Origin of the sequence: Algicola sagamiensis DSM 14643, assembly GCF_000374485.1 — a bacterium.
Lineage (GTDB): Bacteria > Pseudomonadota > Gammaproteobacteria > Enterobacterales > Alteromonadaceae > Algicola > Algicola sagamiensis.
This window is the reverse complement of sequence record NZ_KB894499.1, coordinates 40,023-59,949: the sequence shown is the minus strand read 5'-3', so window position 1 is coordinate 59,949 and position 19,927 is coordinate 40,023. Positions and strand designations below refer to the sequence as shown.

Genomic DNA, 19,927 nt, shown 5'->3' with positions numbered 1-19,927 from the left:
GCTTATGTTAACCCCGTGCTTAACGAGACAATTTGCTTTGGGACAGTCACAAATCTTTGTAATTTTGTTCACTCTGATGACTTTGGGCCATTTTTCGGCTTCTATTTCAGCATTAACAGTAATCAAACATAAGAAACCGGAGTCGGAGACGGATTTAAGGCCGCGTTATTTTATCCAATTGCTTGAACAAGCCCTGGAGGTCACGCGCAAAGACTTTGGTGTATATCGCATCGAACAACATGATATCCATATGTATCAGGGGCGAGCGCTGAAGTTACTTGAAACGGGACGGCTAGATATTGTGTGGACGATGACAAGTATTGCGCGAGAAAAACAGGTAGAACCTATTCGTATCCCTTTAATGAAAGGGTTGTTGGGAAAACGCATGATGTTGATCCACAAAGACAAGTTGCGAGACTTTTCTCAAATCCAAACCCTTGATGAACTCAAAAAGCTTTCTATTTATCAGGGGCACGACTGGCCAGACTTAAAAATCCTTCGAATGAATGGTTTTAACGCGCATGCCATTTCTGATTACTTAGCTATGTTCAAGCTGTTGAATAAAGGAAAATACGATTTGTTTCCAAGGGGGATGTTAGAAATATCCTCAGAAATTCAACCGAGTGTTTATGCAAATATCGTGTTATTACCCAACATTTATGTTTCTTACCCAACAGCAGTGTATTTTTTTATCCACCCAAGTCGCAAGCGTTTATATCAACGTATAGAAACTGGGTTGAAACGATTGGATAAATCTGGAGATTTTGATCGATTGCTGAATTGCTTCCCTCTACATATACAAGCATTGAAAGACTATAGCTCGCAGTCGATTCAAGAGTTTATTCTCCCAAATCCAATAGCGCCGGATGGGTTACCAGAGGCAAATAGCCCTTGGTGGTATCAGCGAGGTGTGTTCGATTTCAAGCAATGTCAAGTGACAAAAAAATAAGTATATTTTTAGTAAAAAGGTTTGGTTTTTTGTTGGCTATTCGTATGATTTTAAATGAATTTGTAGTATAATGCCCACCCTTGTTAAGGAATGTATAAGAGAGGATGTCCATTGTATAAATCACGTTTTTCGCTCCTTGTTAGTGCACTTTTATTCACCTCACCTTCAAGTTTTGCTCTACATCAAAACCTTTCAATCAACGCAAAAAATATAATAGCAAACCCTGTTGCTCAGCCATCTGCTTTTGGTCAGATCCAGGCCATGGGTATTCCTAGCGATGTAAAGCAGTTTCAGCATCAACTCTCAAAAGTTTTTCAGGGAATTTATTATCGAATTGACCAAGATAAGAAGCAAGTTACTCGGTATGACCTTGCTTCAAAAATATATTTAGATCCCATTAATACTCATTATCCAGCGATGGATATGGTTGTGAATGAATCGGGATTATACTTCGCAGTCGGTAATGGGGTGGTACGCACATCATATTCAAACCCCACTGGTGAATTTGAAATGGTTTATCGTGCAGATGAACGTGTCGATTCCATTTTCATTGATGAAAATTATCTGATTGCAAGTATTGCAACACCGCAAGATGACAGTCGCGATGAAAATATCATTGTTATCGATACTCGGTATCAAGATAAAACCGCGAGCCTAAAAGTACATTTCGATAAAATCACTTATTCCTCTGAAAATAAAACGATTTTACTTTTATCTGATGACCATTTGATGCTTGCAAAGCTGAATGACGAAGGGAGGTTTATTCAGTCAGATAGAGAGCATGGGTCTACACGTATGGACCCGAAAGACTTACTCAAGGTGAAATGGCTGGGTAACCGTTATGGTAAAATTGAACAAGCACACCGCTATTTTTCAGTGACAAAAGATAAAAAGCATTTGATCACTTGGAATGGGATAGTTTATCGCTCAGACGATCTTGGGTTTGTTGCTGATTTAAGTCGCCCGGTTGAAGATGTCGTGTATCATAATCAAGGTGTTTTTACGAGCTACGCTAATGTTTTACAAGGGTATAATACGCATTGGGCGCCAGATGATTCTTTATCTGCCATTGCTCATTTGAATTCGATTGATGTTTTCTCATATCAAGGAGAAGTGTATCAACTAAAGACATTTCCTCGTGTGAGAACAAATAAAAATGGAGAACTTGAGGCTTATCAATCGTTCAATATTACTCAGGCGCTGATGATGCAAATCCCAACAATCGGCTATCTAGAAATGGCTCAAGTGAATGATGTGGATCTCAGTTTCAAAGAAGATGTGTATATTGGGAATGATGAAACCTTGGTTTCCTATTCAGAAGCGCGTCATCAGCTGGTTATCTATCGCCCGAATGATCCTGTGGTGACTTTTGCTTCGTTGCCAGATACTTCAAAAGTGATGAAGTATGTTTATCTACCAAAACATCAGGCGACATTGATGTTGTTTGAGTCAGGAATGATGTATCGAATCAACGTCGCTGACAATCAAAATAGTTCGCAGAAAATAAAATTCTTCGGAAGTATTCTAGAGAGCTTTGGCGATCAATCCATGAAAGTTTATAACCCCTCTCCTTATTTAGATAAGATATCGATGGTTGCCACAGAAGATCATATTCTTATCAACGATCCAGATAATAATCAACTCGTTACGCTTGATGCATTTGGCCATACCCTTCAGGCTTATGATTTGACGCCATTGCTTGGTGAAGAAGCGAGCCAATCCACGACCTTGACTCCAACACTATGGAGTAAGCAAAGTGGGATGATGAGCTTTCAACTGGCGTCGAAAGGCTGGCGGAATGATGTTGACTCAAATAAGCATTATATATTTACCTTCGATGCTGAAAGCTCATTGAGTTTTTATGGAAAAATTACACCGAGTAAAGGCGTATTTGGCAAATTATCTGTGAATCCGGAGAATGGCCGATTTTTTTCAAAAAGTGTTAATCATATTATCAAAGAATATGTCTATAAAGCAGGATCATTTCAAGCATATGATTACCAGTCTGATTTCCAATACTTTGGCCATTACTTACCGATAAGCGATCAGTTGTATTATGTGCATGCTATCTCAGGTGGTCGTTTCAATAGGCTTTCTACGCTGAACTATACCGTAGTCAGCGAATCGGCTTATCTACCTAGCGAGAATGAGCAATTTATTCGCTTTGTCTGGAATAATAAGGACTTATACCGTCTCGTAAAAGTCAATGAGTTCTTCCCACATTATCGCTTAGAAAAGTTAACGCAAGAAGCCACAGATTAATTATCCCTTTCATGGAGAACCCCCGAATACCACGGGGGTTTTTTGATTACTTCGAGACACCACAAGCAATACGTGGGCCACCGCCACCAAGCTTTTTCGGCATGTCGGAATGATTGTCACCATGCATGTGGACCATCAAAGAGCGGCTATCAAGGTCCTTCATGGTTAAGCGTGGCGCAAGAACAGGCGTTGTCGCAGTACCATCCTGTTGGACAAACAGGGCAGGTAGGTCACCTTTGTGGTTGCTATCAGTCCAAGGAAATCCATGCTTACCCGTTTTTTCCGGATCATAGTGCCCACCAGCAGATAAACCTAATACTGATTTTCCTTTTTTGTCTTTTGGTGCACAACTTGGGTTCGTGTGAACATGGAATCCGTGTACACCGGGCGGCAGCATTTTTAAGTCGGGTGTAAAAACCAGGCCGAATTTACTTTTTGAGACCTTTACCTGGCCAATAGATTTGTTGCCATCCTTACCAAGGAGTTCCATATTGATCGTCTTTTGCGCAAAGGCACTCAATGGAAGAAGTAATGTGGTTGCGAGTAGTAATTTTTTCATACTTTTTCCTACTAACGGGTTAAAAAGTTCTGTTTTTCGAATCATAGCAGCCTTTCGATTCTTTGAATAAAAAAACAAACCGATTTGTTCAATTCATAAAATCAAACAATCTTACTTACCCCATGCATACTCTTCAAATGCTTCATCAAGTGGTGTATTGGCCATATGATTGATGTAATTACTCATGATCTTTTGAGATAAAATCAGGACAATATCTAAGATATGACGCTGCTCGTAACCTGCACTCAAGAACTCCTGAATACATTTGTCAGACACGCGACCACGTTGGCGCAAAACATCAAGTGTAAACTGACGCAATACCTCCAGTTTTGCTTTGGGAAGTGGCTTCATTTCACGAATGGCATGAACAATTTTAGCTGAAACATCCATCATCGCAGCGATAGCTGTATGGGCGGGTACACAATAGTTGCATTCGTGTTCTACGCTGATTTCCAGCCAAACAACACAAAGCTCCTCTGGAGTGAAAGCAGTTTGCTGTGCAAGCTCATGTAAGGTCTGATAGGCTTTTAATACAGGTGGTGATGCGGCCATCACTGCATGAAGATTTGGGATCATTCCGAAGCTCTTCATTGAGTTCTCTAATAATGGGCGGCTGTCTTGGGGCGCTGTATCCAGTGTAAATTGTTCGAACTTTTGCATTGAGGACTCTCTGGGTGCATGTGAGGTTTGTTTATCCAATCAATAGACTAGCCATCTTTACGAAAATCTGCATATTTTTGACTGAAATTTTATTGACTTGCGTAAAAGGACAGTGTTGTTAGATCGAACTGAAAATACCTGAGGAGGAAAATCATTGGCGAAAATTCGTTTTCTTGAAGCAGATCCACGTTTTGCAGCGACGTTGCTTGAGTTTGAAGTGCAAAATCGACGTTATTTTGAATCGATGATTGAGTCCAGAGGCGATCATTTCTATCACCTGCCAGTCGTGGAGCAATCATTGATTACTGCTCAAGAAGAAAGAAACCAGGATGAAGCCTATAAATACTTAGTATTTATCGAAGATGTGATGGTGGCTAGACTCAATTTTCGCCGCATAGAACGTCATGGTGTTGCATCAGCAGAAATTGGTTACCGGACCGCAGAACATGCTGCTGGAAAAGGGATCACCACAAAAATTGTTGGAATGGGCAAAAGGCTTGCTGAAGAACAGCTTTCATTGTCACTGCTTTATGCCAATGTGCTTCCGAATAATACAGCTTCTCAAATCGTACTGTTAAAAAATGGGTTTAGCTTTCAAAATCGCTATGTAGGCCGTCTGGCAGATCATCTGCCAGAACAGGAGTTGATTTATTTTGAGTCGTATTTAACGGAGGGGTGAACCAATAGTTACTTATTTTTGCCACCCATTATCTTCGCTGCAGCAACCTTGAACAAGATGAAAATGGCAATCGCGATGACTGCAAGGCTTTCAATCGAGGCAAAGAAGCCAACAAAAAAGTGCATACGGTGGAGGACAAATAAGACGATGCAGGTGAGGACCATCATCAGCAACAGCCCGGAAAGCCGCCCAAAACCGGGTAAGTGAAGAAAGTCTGTTTTTCTGGCAATCAGCCCAAAAACGGTGAGCATCGAAATCAAAGGCAAGAAGTAAATCACCAAATCAACGTTGAGTATATTTCCTTTGAGAATGAGTAGGTTATAAAACACTAGCGCAAAGGAAAAACAGCCCGGGATGCTCACAAGATAAATGAGAATGGATAATACATAGTCACCGATGTGATGACGTTCTTTCTGCTTATAAACGAGAAGCAATAAGAAGGTGAGCACAGGCAATGCCACAAAAAAGATGATGACCTCTGTTTGAAACTTGGACGCTTCACGAATTAACTCATTAATACTCATCGTACAACCACTTCACCGGATCAGAATTTTGCTGGGTGTATTGTATACAAATTAAATTCAAATCATAGTCCTTTTGTTTGTTGGTCACACTTTTTACTTTCAAAAAATCAATCAGGTCAATTGATTTTATCGATAAAGAAGGTTGTCTTCTCGTGGAATTAAATTATAATGCAAATGAAAATGAGAACTATTATCAATTGGTGATATGAAGAATTTAATTTTAACGATTTTGCTTTGTGCAGTATCTCAAGCTGCGACAGCCTACGACCGAGTTGTTGTTGCGGGTGGAAGTGTCACGGATATTCTATATGCGCTTGGCTTGCAAGATAAAATCGTTGCGGTGGATGTGACAAGCTACTATCCGAAAGCTGCGAACAATTTACCTAAAATTGGGTACTTTCGTCAACTCAATGCGGAAGGAATTTTAAAATTTCGTCCCGATTTATTGATAGGCTTCCGCGCAATGGGGCCGGACAATGTGCTTGCTCAGGTCAAAGCGGCAGGGATCTCGGTGAAACGCCTAGCGCCTGATCATACCGCCGAAGGCCTATTTCAAATGATCCGTGAGGTCGGGGAGATTTTCCAAAAGCAAGACCAAGCGAAAGCCCTGATCCAAACCTTGCAACAGCAACTTGCCCAAATTAAACCCAGCAAACAAAAACACAAAGCGATGTTTCTGATGGGAACAACGGATCGAAGCCTGACAGTGACCGGTGGAAATACGGTTCCCCAAACCTTATTCGATCTGGTTGGTATTGAAAATATTTTCCAAGATATTCAAGGAACTAAGCCCGTTCCCAACGAACTTGTCGTCAAACGTCAACCTGACATGATCATTGTGCCTGATCATAGCATCAACAAAAACACAGATATTCGAACAATTTGTCAGGCTCCAGCACTTGCTGCAACACCAGCCGGGAAAAATTGCAAAGTTTTAGTTATTGATAGTTTGATGACATTAGGGCTTGGCACACGTCTATCTGAAGCTGCAATGCAAATCCATTCATTTGCAACGACGCAATAAGGAGGCAGCCTTATGTCCCATGCATCAACTCACTCTGAACCCAATTTAAATAAGCAGTCTTCGATTGGCTTATTTGAAAAGTTAGATGAACAGCAGCAACGTGTGCGGGCTTTGTATTGGTTCGGGTCACTGTTTACGTTGATTATTGGGGCGATTGCGATTTCCGTAGGGAGTTATGGCGTTGATTTCTCCTTACCAATGAAGCTCCTTTCAAACGTTTTTCAAACAGAAGCTCCTGCGCAATCTGAGACGGGCATACTGTTTATCGGGCAGGAGCTTAGGTTACCACGTGTTGTCATGACAATGATTGTCGGTGCTGTTTTAAGCATGTGTGGTGCTGCTATGCAGGGATTATTCCGAAATCCAATGGCCGATCCATCGCTCCTAGGTATCTCCGGCGGCGCTGCTGTTGCTGCGGCTGCTGTCATCGTCTTTGGCGGTGGGATATTTACCACTTGGGTGGGCGCAGCTTATGTCCTCCCTTCTGCTGCATTTGCAGGCAGCCTTCTCTCAATGCTGATGATTGTTCGGATGGGATATCGAAAAGGATATCTATCGATAGTGACACTCCTGCTTGCGGGGATTGCGATGAACGCGTTGGCTAGCACAGGACTTGGTTATTTGAGTTTTATTGCAGATGACAGCTCACTTCGCTTGATCACCTACTGGACCATGGGGAGCTTTGGTGGCGCCAGCTGGCAGGTTGTGATGGCATTGCTGCCATTTTGCTTGCTGTCGACAATTTTAATTTATCGCCAGCGCGAAGCGCTCAATCTCCTTCTCATGGGAGAAAGTGAAGCGCGCTATCTTGGTATCAATGTAAAGCGCGTTAAAAATACACTATTACTTGCGGTCGCATTGGGTGTTGGTGCTTCTGTTTCTGCGACAGGCATGATTGCGTTTGTCGGATTGGTCGTCCCACACCTGGTCAGAAAATTGGTTGGTCCTGATTACCGAACCTTGCTTCCAGGTTCAGCATTAATCGGTGCGATTCTATTGACTGCCTCCGATATTGTATCGCGTTTGATTGTCGCACCTGCGGAATTGCCGATTGGCATAGTGACATCAGCAATCGGCGCCCCGTTCTTTTTATTCCTATTGTTGAAGCGTGGGAGTGTGCAAGATGCTGCTTAAATCTGAAAACTTATCGGTTTCATATGAAAAGTCTTCAGTCTTGCAAGACGTTCATTTTCAAGTTGAACAGGGTGAATTCGTCGCTGTCATTGGTGAGAATGGTGCAGGGAAGTCGACATTACTCAAAGCTATCTCTGGAGAAATAACCGACTATTCTGGGGGCATCACATTCGATGGAAACCCGCTCAGTGACTATTCGATAACAGCGCTTTCAAAAATGAGAGCAGTAATGTCACAATCCATCCATTTTCAGTATGGATTTACAGTTGAAGAGGTGATTTTATTTGGACGAGCGCCCCATGATGAGCGTCGTTCAAAAAGTTTAAGGGTCATCAGAGAAATGATGTCGATTCTTAACATTTGTCATTTACAAGGAAAATTGATTACTGAATTATCTGGCGGCGAACGACAGCGAGTCTTTTTGGCGAAGTCACTTGCACAGATATGGGATTACGATGGCTTATATGGAAAATTACTTCTTTTGGATGAGCCAACATCCGCACTAGACTTAAAACATCAAAAAGAAGCATTGTTTGAAATTAAACAACTCACAAATGCAGGGCTTGGGGTGATTTGTATTACCCATGATATGAATTTGGTCACCGCCTTTGCAGATAAGGCGCTGATGCTTGCAAATGGCCATGGTATGGCATTTGGCCCAACACGCACTGTAATGAATGAAGCGAATATTTTGCAATGCTTTGGCGTCAAAACCAAAGTTGTCAATATAGAAGGTATTGCCCACCCAGTGGTGGTCAATGCTGCTTAGATGTAACAAAAGAACCTCCTTTGGGAGAAGTGAAACAATGAAAATAGAAGAAATCAGCTTTGAAGCGAAACACTTAGTCCGCCATGTGGATTCCGGTGTCTTATCGACCATCTCAGTCTCTGTCGAGGGATATCCATTTGGTTCCGTTACACCATATATCATGACGGATGAAGGGGACTTGATCATTTATATCAGTGATCTGGCACAGCATACGAAGAATATTGCAACCAATCCAAAAGTTAGTATGACGATATTTGATGGCTCAAAAGATGACAGTCAGGCAAATGGCCGAGTGACGGTTTTAGGTGATGCCGTTCGATTAACGAAAGAAGAAGGCGATGCTTTAAAAGAAGAATACTTCGCGCTTTTCCCACAAGCGCGTGCGTATGAGAAAGCACATGACTTTTTCTTCTTTAGAATCACGCCTGTTCGCGTTCGTTATATCGGTGGTTTTGGCCGCATTCACTGGGTAAATAAAGAATACTGGAGCACAGAGCCTGCTGAGTTTACCTCAAGTCGAACAGGGATTATTACCCATATGAATGAAGACCATGTGGATGCCATGGTTGATATTGTCAAAATGCAATTTGGTAAAACAGAAGAAAAACTAGAAATGGTCAGTTGTTTTGCTGAAGGGTGTCACTTCCGTGGGCAACATGACGTTTATTTTATTCCTTTCTCTTTACCTGTTCATAGTAGCGCAGATGTTAGAGCTGCACTCGTTGAGCTTGCCAAGCGAGCAAGAGCGTCGCTTGTCGCTTAAGATCATGAATGACAGTGATGAGGTATTCGTCACTGTCAATGTGTAAAACTGTTTTCAAGAAAGCTTTTCGGCCAGATAATCAATCAGCATTCTGATCCGTGGTGATAAAAGGCGATTATGGGGGTATACAGCCCAAATGCCATCTTCATTATCCTGAAATTGCTCAAGTACAGATATCAAAGCGCCATTTTTTAGATACGGCTGCACATAATAATCTGGCAGCTGAATTAGACCGATGCCTTTGAGTGCAGCGTCAATGAGTCCTTCACCACTGTTACAGCGTAGGTGACCAGAAACGCGAATGTTTCTTTCTTTTCCACTTTCTAAAAAGCGCCAGTGTTTGAAGGTACCGAGTAGGCAATTATGTTTTTCAAGTTCAGCCAGTGTGAATGGGATCCCATAATTGTCAAAATACTGGCTTGAACCACACACATGATGTTTTCGCGCAGAAAGCTTTTTTGCCATCATGCTTGAGTCACTGAGTTTGCCTAATCGAATGGCTAGGTCAAAGCCCTCATCCAATAAGTTTAATTGCTGATTCGTAAGATGGATTGTGATATCCAAGGCTGGGTGCTGGAGTAAAAAGTCATTGATGAGTGGCACAATATGTTTTTCGCCGTACGTGACAGGAGCAGTGAGCTTGATTTTTCCTTGCGGCTTTTGTTGCAGGTTGGTGATCTCCCGCTCCGCAGCCTCAAGACCATCAAGCACCTGACGGCAGTTTTGATAATAGAGCCGACCTTCTTCCGTCAAGGTCACATTCCGGGTTGTTCGATAGAGTAACTTAACACCAAAACGCTTTTCCAAAGCAGTCACTTGTCTGCTCACTTGCGCAGTTGATACACCCAATTGTTTTGATGCGGCGGTAAAGCTTTGGGTTTCGACAACAGCTGCAAATTCGCAGACACCTTCCCAACGTCGCATTGTTACCTCACAGAAAAAGTCATTTTCAATTTGCCTGTATTATCTTTTTTTCCAAAATAAATACAATGCTTTTTATTCTGTGATTTTGTTCCACAACCTGACACAAGAGTGAATATGTCTGAGCAATTTATTAAATCAAAAGCCGCTGTGGCATGGGGCCCAAAAGAGCCTTTAAAAATTGAAGAAGTCGACGTGATGTTACCCAAAGCTGGGGAAGTGCTCGTCCGTGTTATCGCAACGGGTGTTTGTCACACGGATGCATTTACATTGTCTGGAGAAGATCCAGAAGGAATTTTCCCATCGATTCTTGGCCATGAAGGTGGTGGGGTTGTGGAACAAGTTGGTGAAGGTGTCACTAGCGTTAAAGTCGGTGATCATGTGATCCCACTTTATACGCCTGAGTGCGGCGAATGTAAATTCTGTACATCTGGTAAAACAAACCTATGCCAAAAAATCCGTGAGACACAAGGAAAAGGCTTGATGCCAGATGGCACAACGCGTTTCTACAAAGACGGACAACCTATCTATCATTACATGGGTTGCTCAACTTTCTCTGAATACACCGTCTTGCCAGAAATTTCCCTCGCGAAGATCAACCCAGAAGCCCCGCTTGAAGAAGTTTGCCTACTCGGTTGCGGTGTGACGACGGGGATGGGTGCGGTCATGAATACGGCGAAAGTGGAAGAAGGCGCAACAGTCGCGGTCTTCGGACTAGGTGGTATCGGGCTGTCTGCAATTATTGGTGCAACGATGGCCAAAGCTGGGCGGATCATTGGGATTGATATCAATGACAGCAAATTTGAACTGGCACGCAAATTAGGTGCAACAGACTGCATCAATCCGAAAGATTATGATAAGCCGATCCAGGACGTTATCGTTGAATTAACAGACGGTGGTGTAGATTATTCATTTGAATGTATCGGCAACGTAAACGTAATGCGCTCAGCACTTGAATGCTGCCATAAAGGTTGGGGAGAGTCTGTTGTCATTGGTGTTGCGGGAGCAGGGCAGGAAATTTCAACACGTCCATTCCAGTTAGTGACGGGTCGCGTATGGCGTGGTAGTGCATTTGGTGGCGTGAAAGGCCGCTCAGAATTACCAGAGATAGTTGAGCGTTATATGGCAGGAGAGTTTCAGTTAGATGACTTCATCACGCATACCATGGGACTTGAGGAAATCAATGAATCCTTTGACTTGATGCATAAAGGTGAAAGTATTCGAAGCGTTATTCATTTCGACAAATAAGAGAGAAGCTGCAATGTCATTAGAAAATGTCAGTAGCAATAAAGTCTTTGGGGGGTGGCATAAACAATATCGCCACCAATCTGAAACACTCAATTGTGAGATGCGCTTTGCCATCTTCTTACCGCCTCAGGTTCAGCAAGGAAAAACAGTGCCTGTCTTGTACTGGTTGTCTGGATTGACCTGTACCGATGAAAATTTTATGCAGAAAGCCGGTGCTCAGCGCTTGGCTGCTGAACTGGGGATTGCGATTGTTGCCCCAGATACAAGTCCACGCGGCGAAGGTGTCGCGGACGATCCAGAGCAGAAATATGACTTAGGTCTTGGTGCAGGCTTTTATGTCAATGCGACGCAAGCGCCTTGGAAGGATCACTATCACATGTACGATTATGTGGTAGAAGAGTTACCGAATATCATTGAAGCTAATTTTCCAGTAACGACGAATAAAGCCATCAGTGGTCATTCGATGGGGGGGCATGGCGCGTTGATGATTGGACTCCGTAATCCGGAGTGTTATACATCCATTTCTGCGTTTTCGCCGATTAGCAATCCAACCCAATGTCCTTGGGGCCAAAAAGCAATGCAAGCTTACCTTGGTGCAGATAAGTCGGCTTGGATTGTTTATGACGCAAGTCTACTTATGAAGGATGCTGCTTACCACATCCCAGCATTGGTTGATCAAGGACTGGATGATGAGTTTTTGGACAAAGAACTCAAGCCAGAAACACTTGAAGCAGCCGCAAAAGCAAGTGACTTCCCACTTGAGCTGCGCCAGCACCCTGGCTATGACCATAGCTATTACTTCATTGCGAGTTTTATTGAAGACCACTTGAGATTCCACGCGCAATATTTGAAGTAAGTCTGATTTCATTCAAAAACCTCAAAGTAACCCTGGGGGTGAGAGCCCCCGCTTAACGGAAATTCTAAAATGAATAAACGCTCAATCCTTGGTGCAGCGTGGCTTTGCTGTGCCAGTTTGAATATTGCTCATGCATCAGCGATTACTTTCCCAGATGGACGCTGTAATATCCCACTTGATGCAGTTCTTCCAATGAATGAGCTAAATTTAATGGACCTGACCGAAGGTGACCCGTTTTATTACACAAGCAATCTAGACCCTCGCCCGACGAAGACACATTCTCAAATCCCACATCTTCCAGTGTATTCTGGTTATATGAGTACCAATGATACGTATCGCTTTGTGAATATCGTGGAACAGGTCTTTACCATGATTGGCGAAGGAAAGCATGGCCTTTGGCGTGTTCAAGATAACGGGACTGTACGAGAGTATCGCCGAGCTGGGGCACCAGGGATCCCAGAAGGCGCAGATATCTTCTCAGCACAGTATCAGCGGTTGATCAAGAGCAGTTATAGTCATTATCTCCCAGAAGAGAGTTGGACCGGCTACAAGTATCCAGCAGATCGTCTGGATGAAAATGGCCAGTTAAAGTACATCGATTTGCCAATCCATCATCCAAAATACCAGGGGCGTTATCAACGACATGTACCGATTGATTTGCCACATTGGTATTGCACGATGTCTGCGCACCGTTACCCCTATGCCAAGAAGGCGATGGACTTTGCTTTTGCGCAGCCTGCGGCCAACAAAGTTGGGCCACTTGGGAAAAGGGCAGGCTTAGATGTTAAAGAAAACTATACCAATGTCTTACGGTTAAGCTTATTTGAAGATGCAAGAGCTTGGGCGAATGCTGGAACGGACACGGATGTAGATTGGTATGCAATTGATACCCAAAAGACGCAAGCGGAGTTTTACTTAATCGAGCGTCCATTCTTCAATGAAAAGTACCTATTTCTTACGGCTATTTTTGATAATAAAGACAACCGAGACTTCTCATACATTCGCCCAGATGGAGAATATTATCAACACCTCAAGATACGCGGGGAAAGTAACTTAAAAACCAATGTAACACGTCAGCCACGTTTTCATCTGGAGCAAAAAGCAAATGGTAAGAAAAGTACACGTGTGACAGGCACAAAGCTTTACGGTGTCCACCACCCGGATCGAGCTTCCTTCCAGGGCGGCGGCGCTTGCCCGATGCGCGGTGGTGATTGGGCAGAATATCCAAAAACATCCGGTGGTGCAGGTTGGCCAACCAACTATGAAGAAGTGACGCCACTTTGTGATGCAGTGCTGATTGATATCAAGCTCACCACGAATCTGGATGGTGCAACATGGAATGATCCAGCAAAGTATTTGGGGAATGCAGGTGTTGGTACAAAATCTGTAGATTATCAGATTAGCCCGAATGGGTTTTATGGTGAGTTTGTCGATCTGTACCATACACAGCGAGGTGTGGAAAATCCAGAGGCAACGATCATTGGTCCCATCGAAACGTTGAACTACAAAACAGTCCGTGAGCCAGTGCGTTACACGCCAGTTACAAACTAGAGCGAAAAGGTGCGACTTGAAATGTCGCACCTTTTTAGATAATCATTCAATTTCTAATGGCTGCTTTTGGGGCTAACTATCTGTTGTGCTGACCCCTTGCAAATGGATTTTTTCTGCAAGTTTTGAGAATGGCATGCTTTGGACCCAGACTTTTCCATGACCGGATAAAGTTGCGAGTACAAGCCCTTCACCACCAAAAATCATACTCTTTAATCCGCTGACAAGTTCGATGTTGTAGTCAATGCCACTAGAGAATGCAACAAGGCACCCTGTATCGACTCTTAATGTCTCCCCATTGAGTTCTTTTTCAACGATGGTCCCCCCTGCTTGGATAAAAGCCATGCCATCACCACTTAGCTTTTCCAAAATAAACCCTTCGCCACCAAAAAAGCCGCTGCCGATACGGCGATTGAAGGTGATATCGATTTTTGTGCCTAGTGCAGCACATAAAAACGCATCTTTTTGGCAGATCACTTCGTTGCCCATCTTAGATAAGTCGAGGGGGACAATTGTACCAGGAACTGGTGCTGCAAATGCGACACGCTTTTTTCCTTGCCCACGATGCGTGAAGTGGGTCAGAAAGAGTGATTCACCAGTAAGCGCACGTTTCCCAGCACTAAAGAGTTTCCCCATAATACCCTGGTTTGCATCAGAGCCATCTCCCATTTTGGTCTCAAATTGGATCCCGTCCTCCATATAGGTCATGGCTCCTGCTTCGGCGACAACGGATTCGCCTGGGTCAAGTTCCACCTCGACCAACTGCATGGAACCACCCAGAATTTCGTAGTCTATTTCGTGACATTGCATTTGTTTTTACCTTATTCTCACCATGAATGTTCTTGGACTTATCTTATCTTGAAACATTCACTTTTGTGCAAACTTTACATGAAAATCATCTGGGTATTTTGGCTTATTTCTGAAAAGGTAAAGCGCCGCTTGTACCAGCGCAGTTGTGCCTGTTTTGATGGTTGGCTGATAATCGGGTGCAAAATATGGAGAATGAAGCGAAGGAAGCTGTGCTTTCTTCGCTTGTGCTTGCTCAAACTTTTCGGGGTTTACGGCGCCCAGCCAGAACAGGACACTTGGGATATTTGGTGTGGCTCTGCCATATAATGCAAAATCTTCGCCGCCCATCACAGGTGGGGTTTCATGAATATTCTGGTGGTCGAGGTATTTGCCAAGGTGAGTTGCGATATCTTTCGCCATTGTCGGGTGATTATACACAGAAGGGATGGATTCATTGCCAACAATTACCGTAGGAAGCTTATCTTCTGGGATCCCAAAAGCGATGGCCTGTCCTTTGGCGATTCTCTCAATCCCCGATAACAGGCGTTTCCTGACCGCATCTGTATATGAGCGAACCGTGAGCTGAAGCTGAACTTTATCGGAAATCACATTGTGTTTCGTTCCACCATGAATTGAACCAATCGTGATAACAGCTGGATCTAAAGGTGAAACTTCCCGAGAAACCAGGGTTTGTAGTGCAAGAACGATCTGAGAGGCCAAGACCACCGGATCTTTTGTTGTATGTGGATACGCGCCGTGGCCAGCAATGCCTTTGACGGTGATGTCGACTGAGTCAACATTCGCAAGCGCCCATTCTGGCGCATAGGCGATTTTACCTGCGGGTAGTGATGCACTAGTGTGAAGGGCGAGGTTGTAGTCCGGACGAGGAAACCGCTCGAACAAACCATCTGCGAGCATTGCTTTTGCACCTTGGCCACGCTCCTCCGCAGGTTGCCCAATCATGATAAGCGTCCCTTGCCAGGCAGAACGATGCTTATGGAGATAGCGTGCAGCACCCACAAAAGTTGTCATATGAATATCATGGCCGCAGGCATGCATGACATGAAGCGTATTGCCTGCCTGATCGGTATACTTTGCTCTAGACGCATAAGGCAGGCCTGTTTTTTCGAGGACTGGTAATGCATCCATATCGGTTCGGAGCATGACCGTTGGACCTTGTCCATTTTTGAAAACACCAACAAAGCCATGTCCACCAACCTGTTCTGTTACTTCAAAACCAATTTGGCGAAGCTCATTGACCAAACGTTTTGATGTTTCTTTTTCTTCAAATGAGACTTCTGGATGCTGGTGGAGAGTTTGATAAAGCTGATTTAAGTATGGGAGGTCAGTTTCGATGGTAGAAGCGCTGGCAATACTCAGAAAACTGGCACAACTGAGCAAGCTACAGAAAAATATTGCTTTCATGATCAAGAATCCTGTTTCTATTCAGGATTCAAATTATGACACTCTCTTTCTTGAATTACAGTGCGACGAATGGCTTAAAATCGATACTTTCAAGGGTTGGTCATTCATCTTGTATGACCAACCTTTTCTCCTTATGCTACGATCATGTCTCTTGACGGTGACAGTATACGTCGCAGCTTGGGCAACAGGTCTTAGTCTTTGATATCAGGCTCAAAGAATAACCAGACAACATCAGGAAATTCAGCTTTAAAGCGACTTTCGCAAAGGTTGATATTTGCCACCAATGCATCTTCACTACCAGTACGAATCATTTTTGCTTTGATTGCAACCATGATGTCATTTCCCATTTGTAAAGAAACAAGATTATAGACTTGCTCGATTTCTCCTTGTGATTCTAAGAAGCTGACCATTTTATCTTTGATACGAGGTTCTACGCCTTGCCCTACCAATAAGGACTTGACTTCGATCCCAATGAAAATGGCGACAACAATGAGTAAGACTCCAATCGAAATACTACCAATAGCATCATAGAATGGATTGCCCGTAACCATGGCCATCGAGAGTGCAACGAAAGCAAAAACGAGTCCTAATAATGCCGCTAGATCTTCACCAAAAATCACCATGAGTTCACTTTTTCGTGTTTCGCGGAACCAACGGTAAAATGACATGTCGCCACGATCTTTATTGACCTCTTTGATACAACCATACATGGACAAACCTTCTGCGATAATGCCAAATAGTAAGACGCCGAGTGCGACAAGAGGTGACTTGATCATTTCTGTGCTATCCAGCTTATGGATGCCTTCATAGATTGAAAATAATCCCCCCATGCTAAACAGCATGAGTGCAACAATGAATGACCAAAAGTAGATGACTTTTCCGTAACCAAGCGGGTGCTCAGATGAAGGGGGGCGTTTTGACTTTTTCAGGCCATAAATCAATAGACCCTGATTACCACAGTCCGCAAAGGAGTGAATGGATTCGGCAAGCATCGAACTTGCGCCAGTATAGATAGCTGCTGCCAGTTTTGCGATTGCAATGACAAAGTTTGCAGCCAAGGCATAGAGAATGGACTTTAACGAGTCTGCGCCTTGTGACATAAAAATGACCTCTCATTATTTTTACTGAGATCATGGCATGTTTTAACAGCACCAACAACTCATTGATACGTGATTATAAACGAATGCGGATTTAAGCAACTTCCGGGCGGAAGATCTCAGCGGGGTTAACAAGTAATGTGTACTTATCACCAATATTGGCGATTCCTTTGAGCATTTTTCGTGTTTGCTCACTTAGCTCTAGGTTAAACTGCGTTACGGATTCAAGGGGTTTAATTTCTTCATCGTTGATATTCACACTATCTTCGACTTTATCAACCAAAAGCCCTAGGTAAGGTGTCTGCCCATCAAGCGTCGTGAAAACAATAATTGGTTTATAACTGATTTCTACATGCTCGCAGGCTGCTTCTAGAATTCGGATTAAAGGGGAAACCACCAAATGCTTCAGCTGTGAAGATGACTCATGATTCAACATTTGTAGTCCCTGCGCCACTAAGCTTGTCGTTTTCTCAATAAGTTGGGTCAAATCTTCATTATCCGACTCAAACTGATCACACCAAGTTTGCAGCGCTTGTAATGCTTTGAGGCTCTCACCATCCATCTGTTCTTCAGTCATTCTAACTTCTAGTTGGGAAAATGCATCAAAATGGGCTCTCAGCTCTTTCAACAGGTTTGTATTCGTATCCTGTGTGGTGGTTCGGTTCATCCATAATCCCATATCAAACACAGGCGTTGGGACGTTCATAAACTCCTTCACACCAACGAAGCAAGCATTATCACAGGGCAAGTTTGTCAGGTTATCTTCGTATCGTTCAGTGAGAAGAATATCAAGAATATTCAGTGCGATATACTTACATCCAACTTTGAAATTTACTAAGTCCATTTTTCCAGACCTGTCAGCTGAGATTGTTAAAAATATAGCCTAAACATCAGCTTGATGAGTATTTTTACAGGAAATTTATTTTCACCTATTTTATCTGGTTCTATTTCCTTATTTTTCCGTTAAAATGCATTCTTCTGTTTTTGGAGGGTAAGTTGTGCGTTTTTTGAAGTTAAGTCTTTGTACTGGGCTGGTATTGAATATTTTAGCCGTATCTGTTGCGAATGCAGAAGAGGGAGAAAGCAAACTTTCTTCTGAATTTGGTTTAATGACAACGTCTGGGAATACAAATACAAAATCAATCAAGTTGGCCGTTGATTATACTCAGGATTTAGAATATTGGCGAAATCAATTCGTCTTTAAAGGTGGTGCGAAGCGCGACCGAAAGGAAGTAACCGTTGAAAGTAATGGAGAATCCAAAACAGTCGAGCAGGAAACAACAACGTCGCAGAAATGGTTTATCTCAGGCCAATCGAATTACAAGCTTGAAAATAAACGTGAAGCGTTATTCGTTTACGGCTCTTATGAAGATGATCGATTTAGTGGTTTAAAATACGAATCGACATTCTCCATTGGTTATAGCCGTCGTTTTTACGAAACGGATGAAACAACGTTCGACTTTGATTTGGGTCCAGGTTATCGTTATGGCAAAAATGACGATGGCTCAACCCGCGCTGGTACACTTGTACGTGTAGCAAGTACTTTCGAACATGAGTTCAATCCCAATATTTCATTTAAGCACACCGCTTCATCAAAGCTGCCACTTCGAAGTGGCAATGGCAGAGATAGCAACGTGCAGAGCAATATGGATTTTTCACTCGTATCAAAATTCAACTCATCATTGGCGATGAAGTTGAGCTATTCATTTAAGCACAACACCTCTCCAGAAAAAGATAAAGAGAAGTTGGATACAGAAACGTCTGTGACCATCGTCTATACGTTTGGTTAAAAAAGACGAGAGCCGCTGCTCTGTTGTGAGAGTTTGCTCTATGGTTTTTGATGAGCCACAGTTTTCGCTGTGGCTCGAAGGATATTATTGATCCAGATATAACGGCCAAGATTCATTGGATGGAGACTGACAGTCTGCTGGGTACTCGCCCACAAGAACTCGTCCATACTTGAGCGATGGATGGAAAGTAAAGCCCTCAGCATCTGCTGCCTCTGCTAAAGCAATCATGTTCGCTTCAGTTGTGCGTCTTTGCAGGGGACCCCAGGAAACATTACATCGGTTAAAACCGAAGTCCATTTTTTTGTAATCTCGGTAGTGTGAAAGGTAGAGCGGCCAAGATTCATTTGTTGGTGACTGACAGCCGACAGGATAAGTCCCATTCAACACTCGGCCGTAACGAAGACTTGGGTGATATGTAAACCCTTCAGCATTTTGCTGTGTCGCCAGTGCAATCATCTCTTCTTCAGTCATATTTGTGTGAAGTGGACCCCAGTTGGTATCGCAACGATTAAAGCCAAAATCCATTTTTTTATAGTTACGATCACGAGATAAATAGAGCGGCCAGGATTCATTGGATGGAGATTGACAACCAGCAGGGTATTGACCAATCATCACTTTACCGTAGCGTAAGCTTGGGTGGTAAGTAAATCCATAGGCGTTTGCTTCTGCGGCAAGTTTAATCATATCTTCTTCAGTGACACTGCGATGCAGCTCACCGAACTGTACATTACAGTTATTGAACCCGAAATCCATTTTATCGTATTTGGTATATGAACCAGCAATTGCAACCTGGCTGGTGGCACCGAGCATGAGGCAGAGGAGAATATTTTTTTTCATGATGTACTCTTTTTGATTGGTTTTATTTTCATAAAAAAGTGGCATACCTGAGTGTGGGTATACCTCAAATGGAACTTCGGTAAACTCGGTTAC

The 19,927-nt window shown here is 43.2% G+C and carries 20 protein-coding genes; 11 read left to right on the top strand and 9 right to left on the bottom strand.

The annotated features are described in order from the left end of the window. Positions 1-76: 76 nt before the first annotated feature. Both C505_RS22405 and C505_RS0113385 read left to right on the top strand, forming a co-directional pair. Positions 77-949: a type 2 periplasmic-binding domain-containing protein gene (locus C505_RS22405; protein WP_018693130.1), complete on the top strand. Its 873-nt coding sequence runs from the start codon at positions 77-79 to the stop codon at positions 947-949. Positions 950-1,060: 111 nt separating this feature from the next. Further along, the gene (locus C505_RS0113385) at positions 1,061-3,211 is read left to right on the top strand and encodes a hypothetical protein (protein ID WP_018693129.1); all 2,151 of its coding nucleotides are present in this window, start codon (positions 1,061-1,063) and stop codon (positions 3,209-3,211) included. Between the two features lie 46 nt (positions 3,212-3,257). Here C505_RS0113385 and sodC read toward each other — a convergent pair whose 3' ends face one another. Together sodC and C505_RS0113375 are read right to left on the bottom strand one after the other, a co-directional pair. After that, entirely contained in the window at positions 3,258-3,770 is a 513-nt protein-coding gene (gene sodC / locus C505_RS0113380) for a superoxide dismutase family protein (RefSeq protein WP_026317957.1), read from the bottom strand. A gap of 111 nt (positions 3,771-3,881) precedes the next feature. Beyond that, positions 3,882-4,430 carry a carboxymuconolactone decarboxylase family protein gene (locus C505_RS0113375; RefSeq protein ID WP_018693127.1) on the bottom strand — a complete coding sequence of 183 codons (549 nt, stop codon included), beginning with the start codon at positions 4,428-4,430 and terminating at the stop codon, positions 3,882-3,884. A gap of 154 nt (positions 4,431-4,584) precedes the next feature. On the opposite strand from C505_RS0113375, the gene C505_RS22400 reads away from it, so the two are divergent. Beyond that, complete coding sequence (locus C505_RS22400; RefSeq protein WP_018693126.1) at positions 4,585-5,109, top strand: GNAT family N-acetyltransferase; 525 nt, start codon at positions 4,585-4,587, stop codon at positions 5,107-5,109. Between the two features lie 8 nt (positions 5,110-5,117). On the opposite strand, the gene C505_RS0113365 is transcribed toward C505_RS22400, so the two are convergent. Then, positions 5,118-5,633: a hypothetical protein gene (locus C505_RS0113365; protein WP_018693125.1), complete on the bottom strand. Its 516-nt coding sequence runs from the start codon at positions 5,631-5,633 to the stop codon at positions 5,118-5,120. Positions 5,634-5,838: 205 nt separating this feature from the next. On the opposite strand from C505_RS0113365, the gene C505_RS22395 reads away from it, so the two are divergent. Genes C505_RS22395 through C505_RS0113345 form a run of 4 tightly spaced genes read left to right on the top strand, consistent with a single transcriptional unit; the run spans position 5,839 to position 9,323 of the window. Beyond that, positions 5,839-6,657: a heme/hemin ABC transporter substrate-binding protein gene (locus tag C505_RS22395; RefSeq protein WP_018693124.1), complete on the top strand. Its 819-nt coding sequence runs from the start codon at positions 5,839-5,841 to the stop codon at positions 6,655-6,657. Between the two features lie 12 nt (positions 6,658-6,669). Next, positions 6,670-7,791 (top strand): FecCD family ABC transporter permease, encoded by a 1,122-nt coding sequence (locus C505_RS0113355; protein WP_018693123.1) that lies wholly within the window; start codon positions 6,670-6,672, stop codon positions 7,789-7,791. Further along, entirely contained in the window at positions 7,781-8,560 is a 780-nt protein-coding gene (locus C505_RS22390) for a heme ABC transporter ATP-binding protein (protein WP_018693122.1), read from the top strand. Before C505_RS0113355 ends, C505_RS22390 begins: the two co-directional genes overlap by 11 nt. Positions 8,561-8,597: 37 nt before the next feature. Next, entirely contained in the window at positions 8,598-9,323 is a 726-nt protein-coding gene (locus tag C505_RS0113345; RefSeq protein WP_018693121.1) for a HugZ family pyridoxamine 5'-phosphate oxidase, read from the top strand. Positions 9,324-9,377: 54 nt separating this feature from the next. Here the strand turns inward: C505_RS0113345 and C505_RS0113340 are convergent, their stop codons facing one another. After that, on the bottom strand, positions 9,378-10,247 hold the full coding sequence (locus C505_RS0113340; protein WP_018693120.1) for a LysR family transcriptional regulator: 870 nt from the start codon (positions 10,245-10,247) through the stop codon (positions 9,378-9,380). 114 nt (positions 10,248-10,361) lie between these two features. Here C505_RS0113340 and C505_RS0113335 point away from each other — a divergent pair, with 114 nt between their 5' ends. From C505_RS0113335 to C505_RS0113325, 3 genes are all read left to right on the top strand, one after another. Beyond that, positions 10,362-11,492, top strand: coding sequence for an S-(hydroxymethyl)glutathione dehydrogenase/class III alcohol dehydrogenase (locus C505_RS0113335; protein WP_018693119.1), 1,131 nt, complete (start codon positions 10,362-10,364; stop codon positions 11,490-11,492). A 13-nt stretch (positions 11,493-11,505) separates the two neighbouring features. Then, positions 11,506-12,348, top strand: a complete 843-nt coding sequence (gene fghA, locus C505_RS0113330) for an S-formylglutathione hydrolase (protein ID WP_026317955.1) — start codon at positions 11,506-11,508, stop codon at positions 12,346-12,348. Between the two features lie 69 nt (positions 12,349-12,417). Then, complete coding sequence (locus C505_RS0113325) at positions 12,418-13,899, top strand: hypothetical protein (protein WP_018693117.1); 1,482 nt, start codon at positions 12,418-12,420, stop codon at positions 13,897-13,899. Positions 13,900-13,971: 72 nt separating this feature from the next. Here the strand turns inward: C505_RS0113325 and C505_RS0113320 are convergent, their stop codons facing one another. The 4 genes from C505_RS0113320 to C505_RS22385 all read right to left on the bottom strand — a co-directional run bounded on the left by C505_RS0113320 (position 13,972) and on the right by C505_RS22385 (position 18,051). Beyond that, positions 13,972-14,706 carry a TIGR00266 family protein gene (locus C505_RS0113320; protein WP_018693116.1) on the bottom strand — a complete coding sequence of 245 codons (735 nt, stop codon included), beginning with the start codon at positions 14,704-14,706 and terminating at the stop codon, positions 13,972-13,974. 57 nt (positions 14,707-14,763) lie between these two features. Further along, a complete protein-coding gene (locus tag C505_RS0113315; RefSeq protein WP_018693115.1) occupies positions 14,764-16,110 on the bottom strand; it encodes an amidohydrolase in 1,347 nt (448 codons plus the stop codon). Between the two features lie 191 nt (positions 16,111-16,301). Further along, positions 16,302-17,210, bottom strand: a complete 909-nt coding sequence (locus C505_RS0113305) for a cation diffusion facilitator family transporter (protein WP_018693113.1) — start codon at positions 17,208-17,210, stop codon at positions 16,302-16,304. Positions 17,211-17,301: 91 nt separating this feature from the next. Next, positions 17,302-18,051: a chemotaxis protein CheW gene (locus C505_RS22385; RefSeq protein ID WP_018693112.1), complete on the bottom strand. Its 750-nt coding sequence runs from the start codon at positions 18,049-18,051 to the stop codon at positions 17,302-17,304. A gap of 154 nt (positions 18,052-18,205) precedes the next feature. Between C505_RS22385 and C505_RS22380 the strand changes: the two genes are divergently transcribed. Then, positions 18,206-18,997 (top strand): DUF481 domain-containing protein, encoded by a 792-nt coding sequence (locus C505_RS22380; protein WP_018693111.1) that lies wholly within the window; start codon positions 18,206-18,208, stop codon positions 18,995-18,997. Positions 18,998-19,081: 84 nt separating this feature from the next. On the opposite strand, the gene C505_RS0113290 is transcribed toward C505_RS22380, so the two are convergent. Beyond that, positions 19,082-19,834, bottom strand: coding sequence for a hypothetical protein (locus tag C505_RS0113290; RefSeq protein WP_157369038.1), 753 nt, complete (start codon positions 19,832-19,834; stop codon positions 19,082-19,084). Positions 19,835-19,927: the final 93 nt, after the last annotated feature.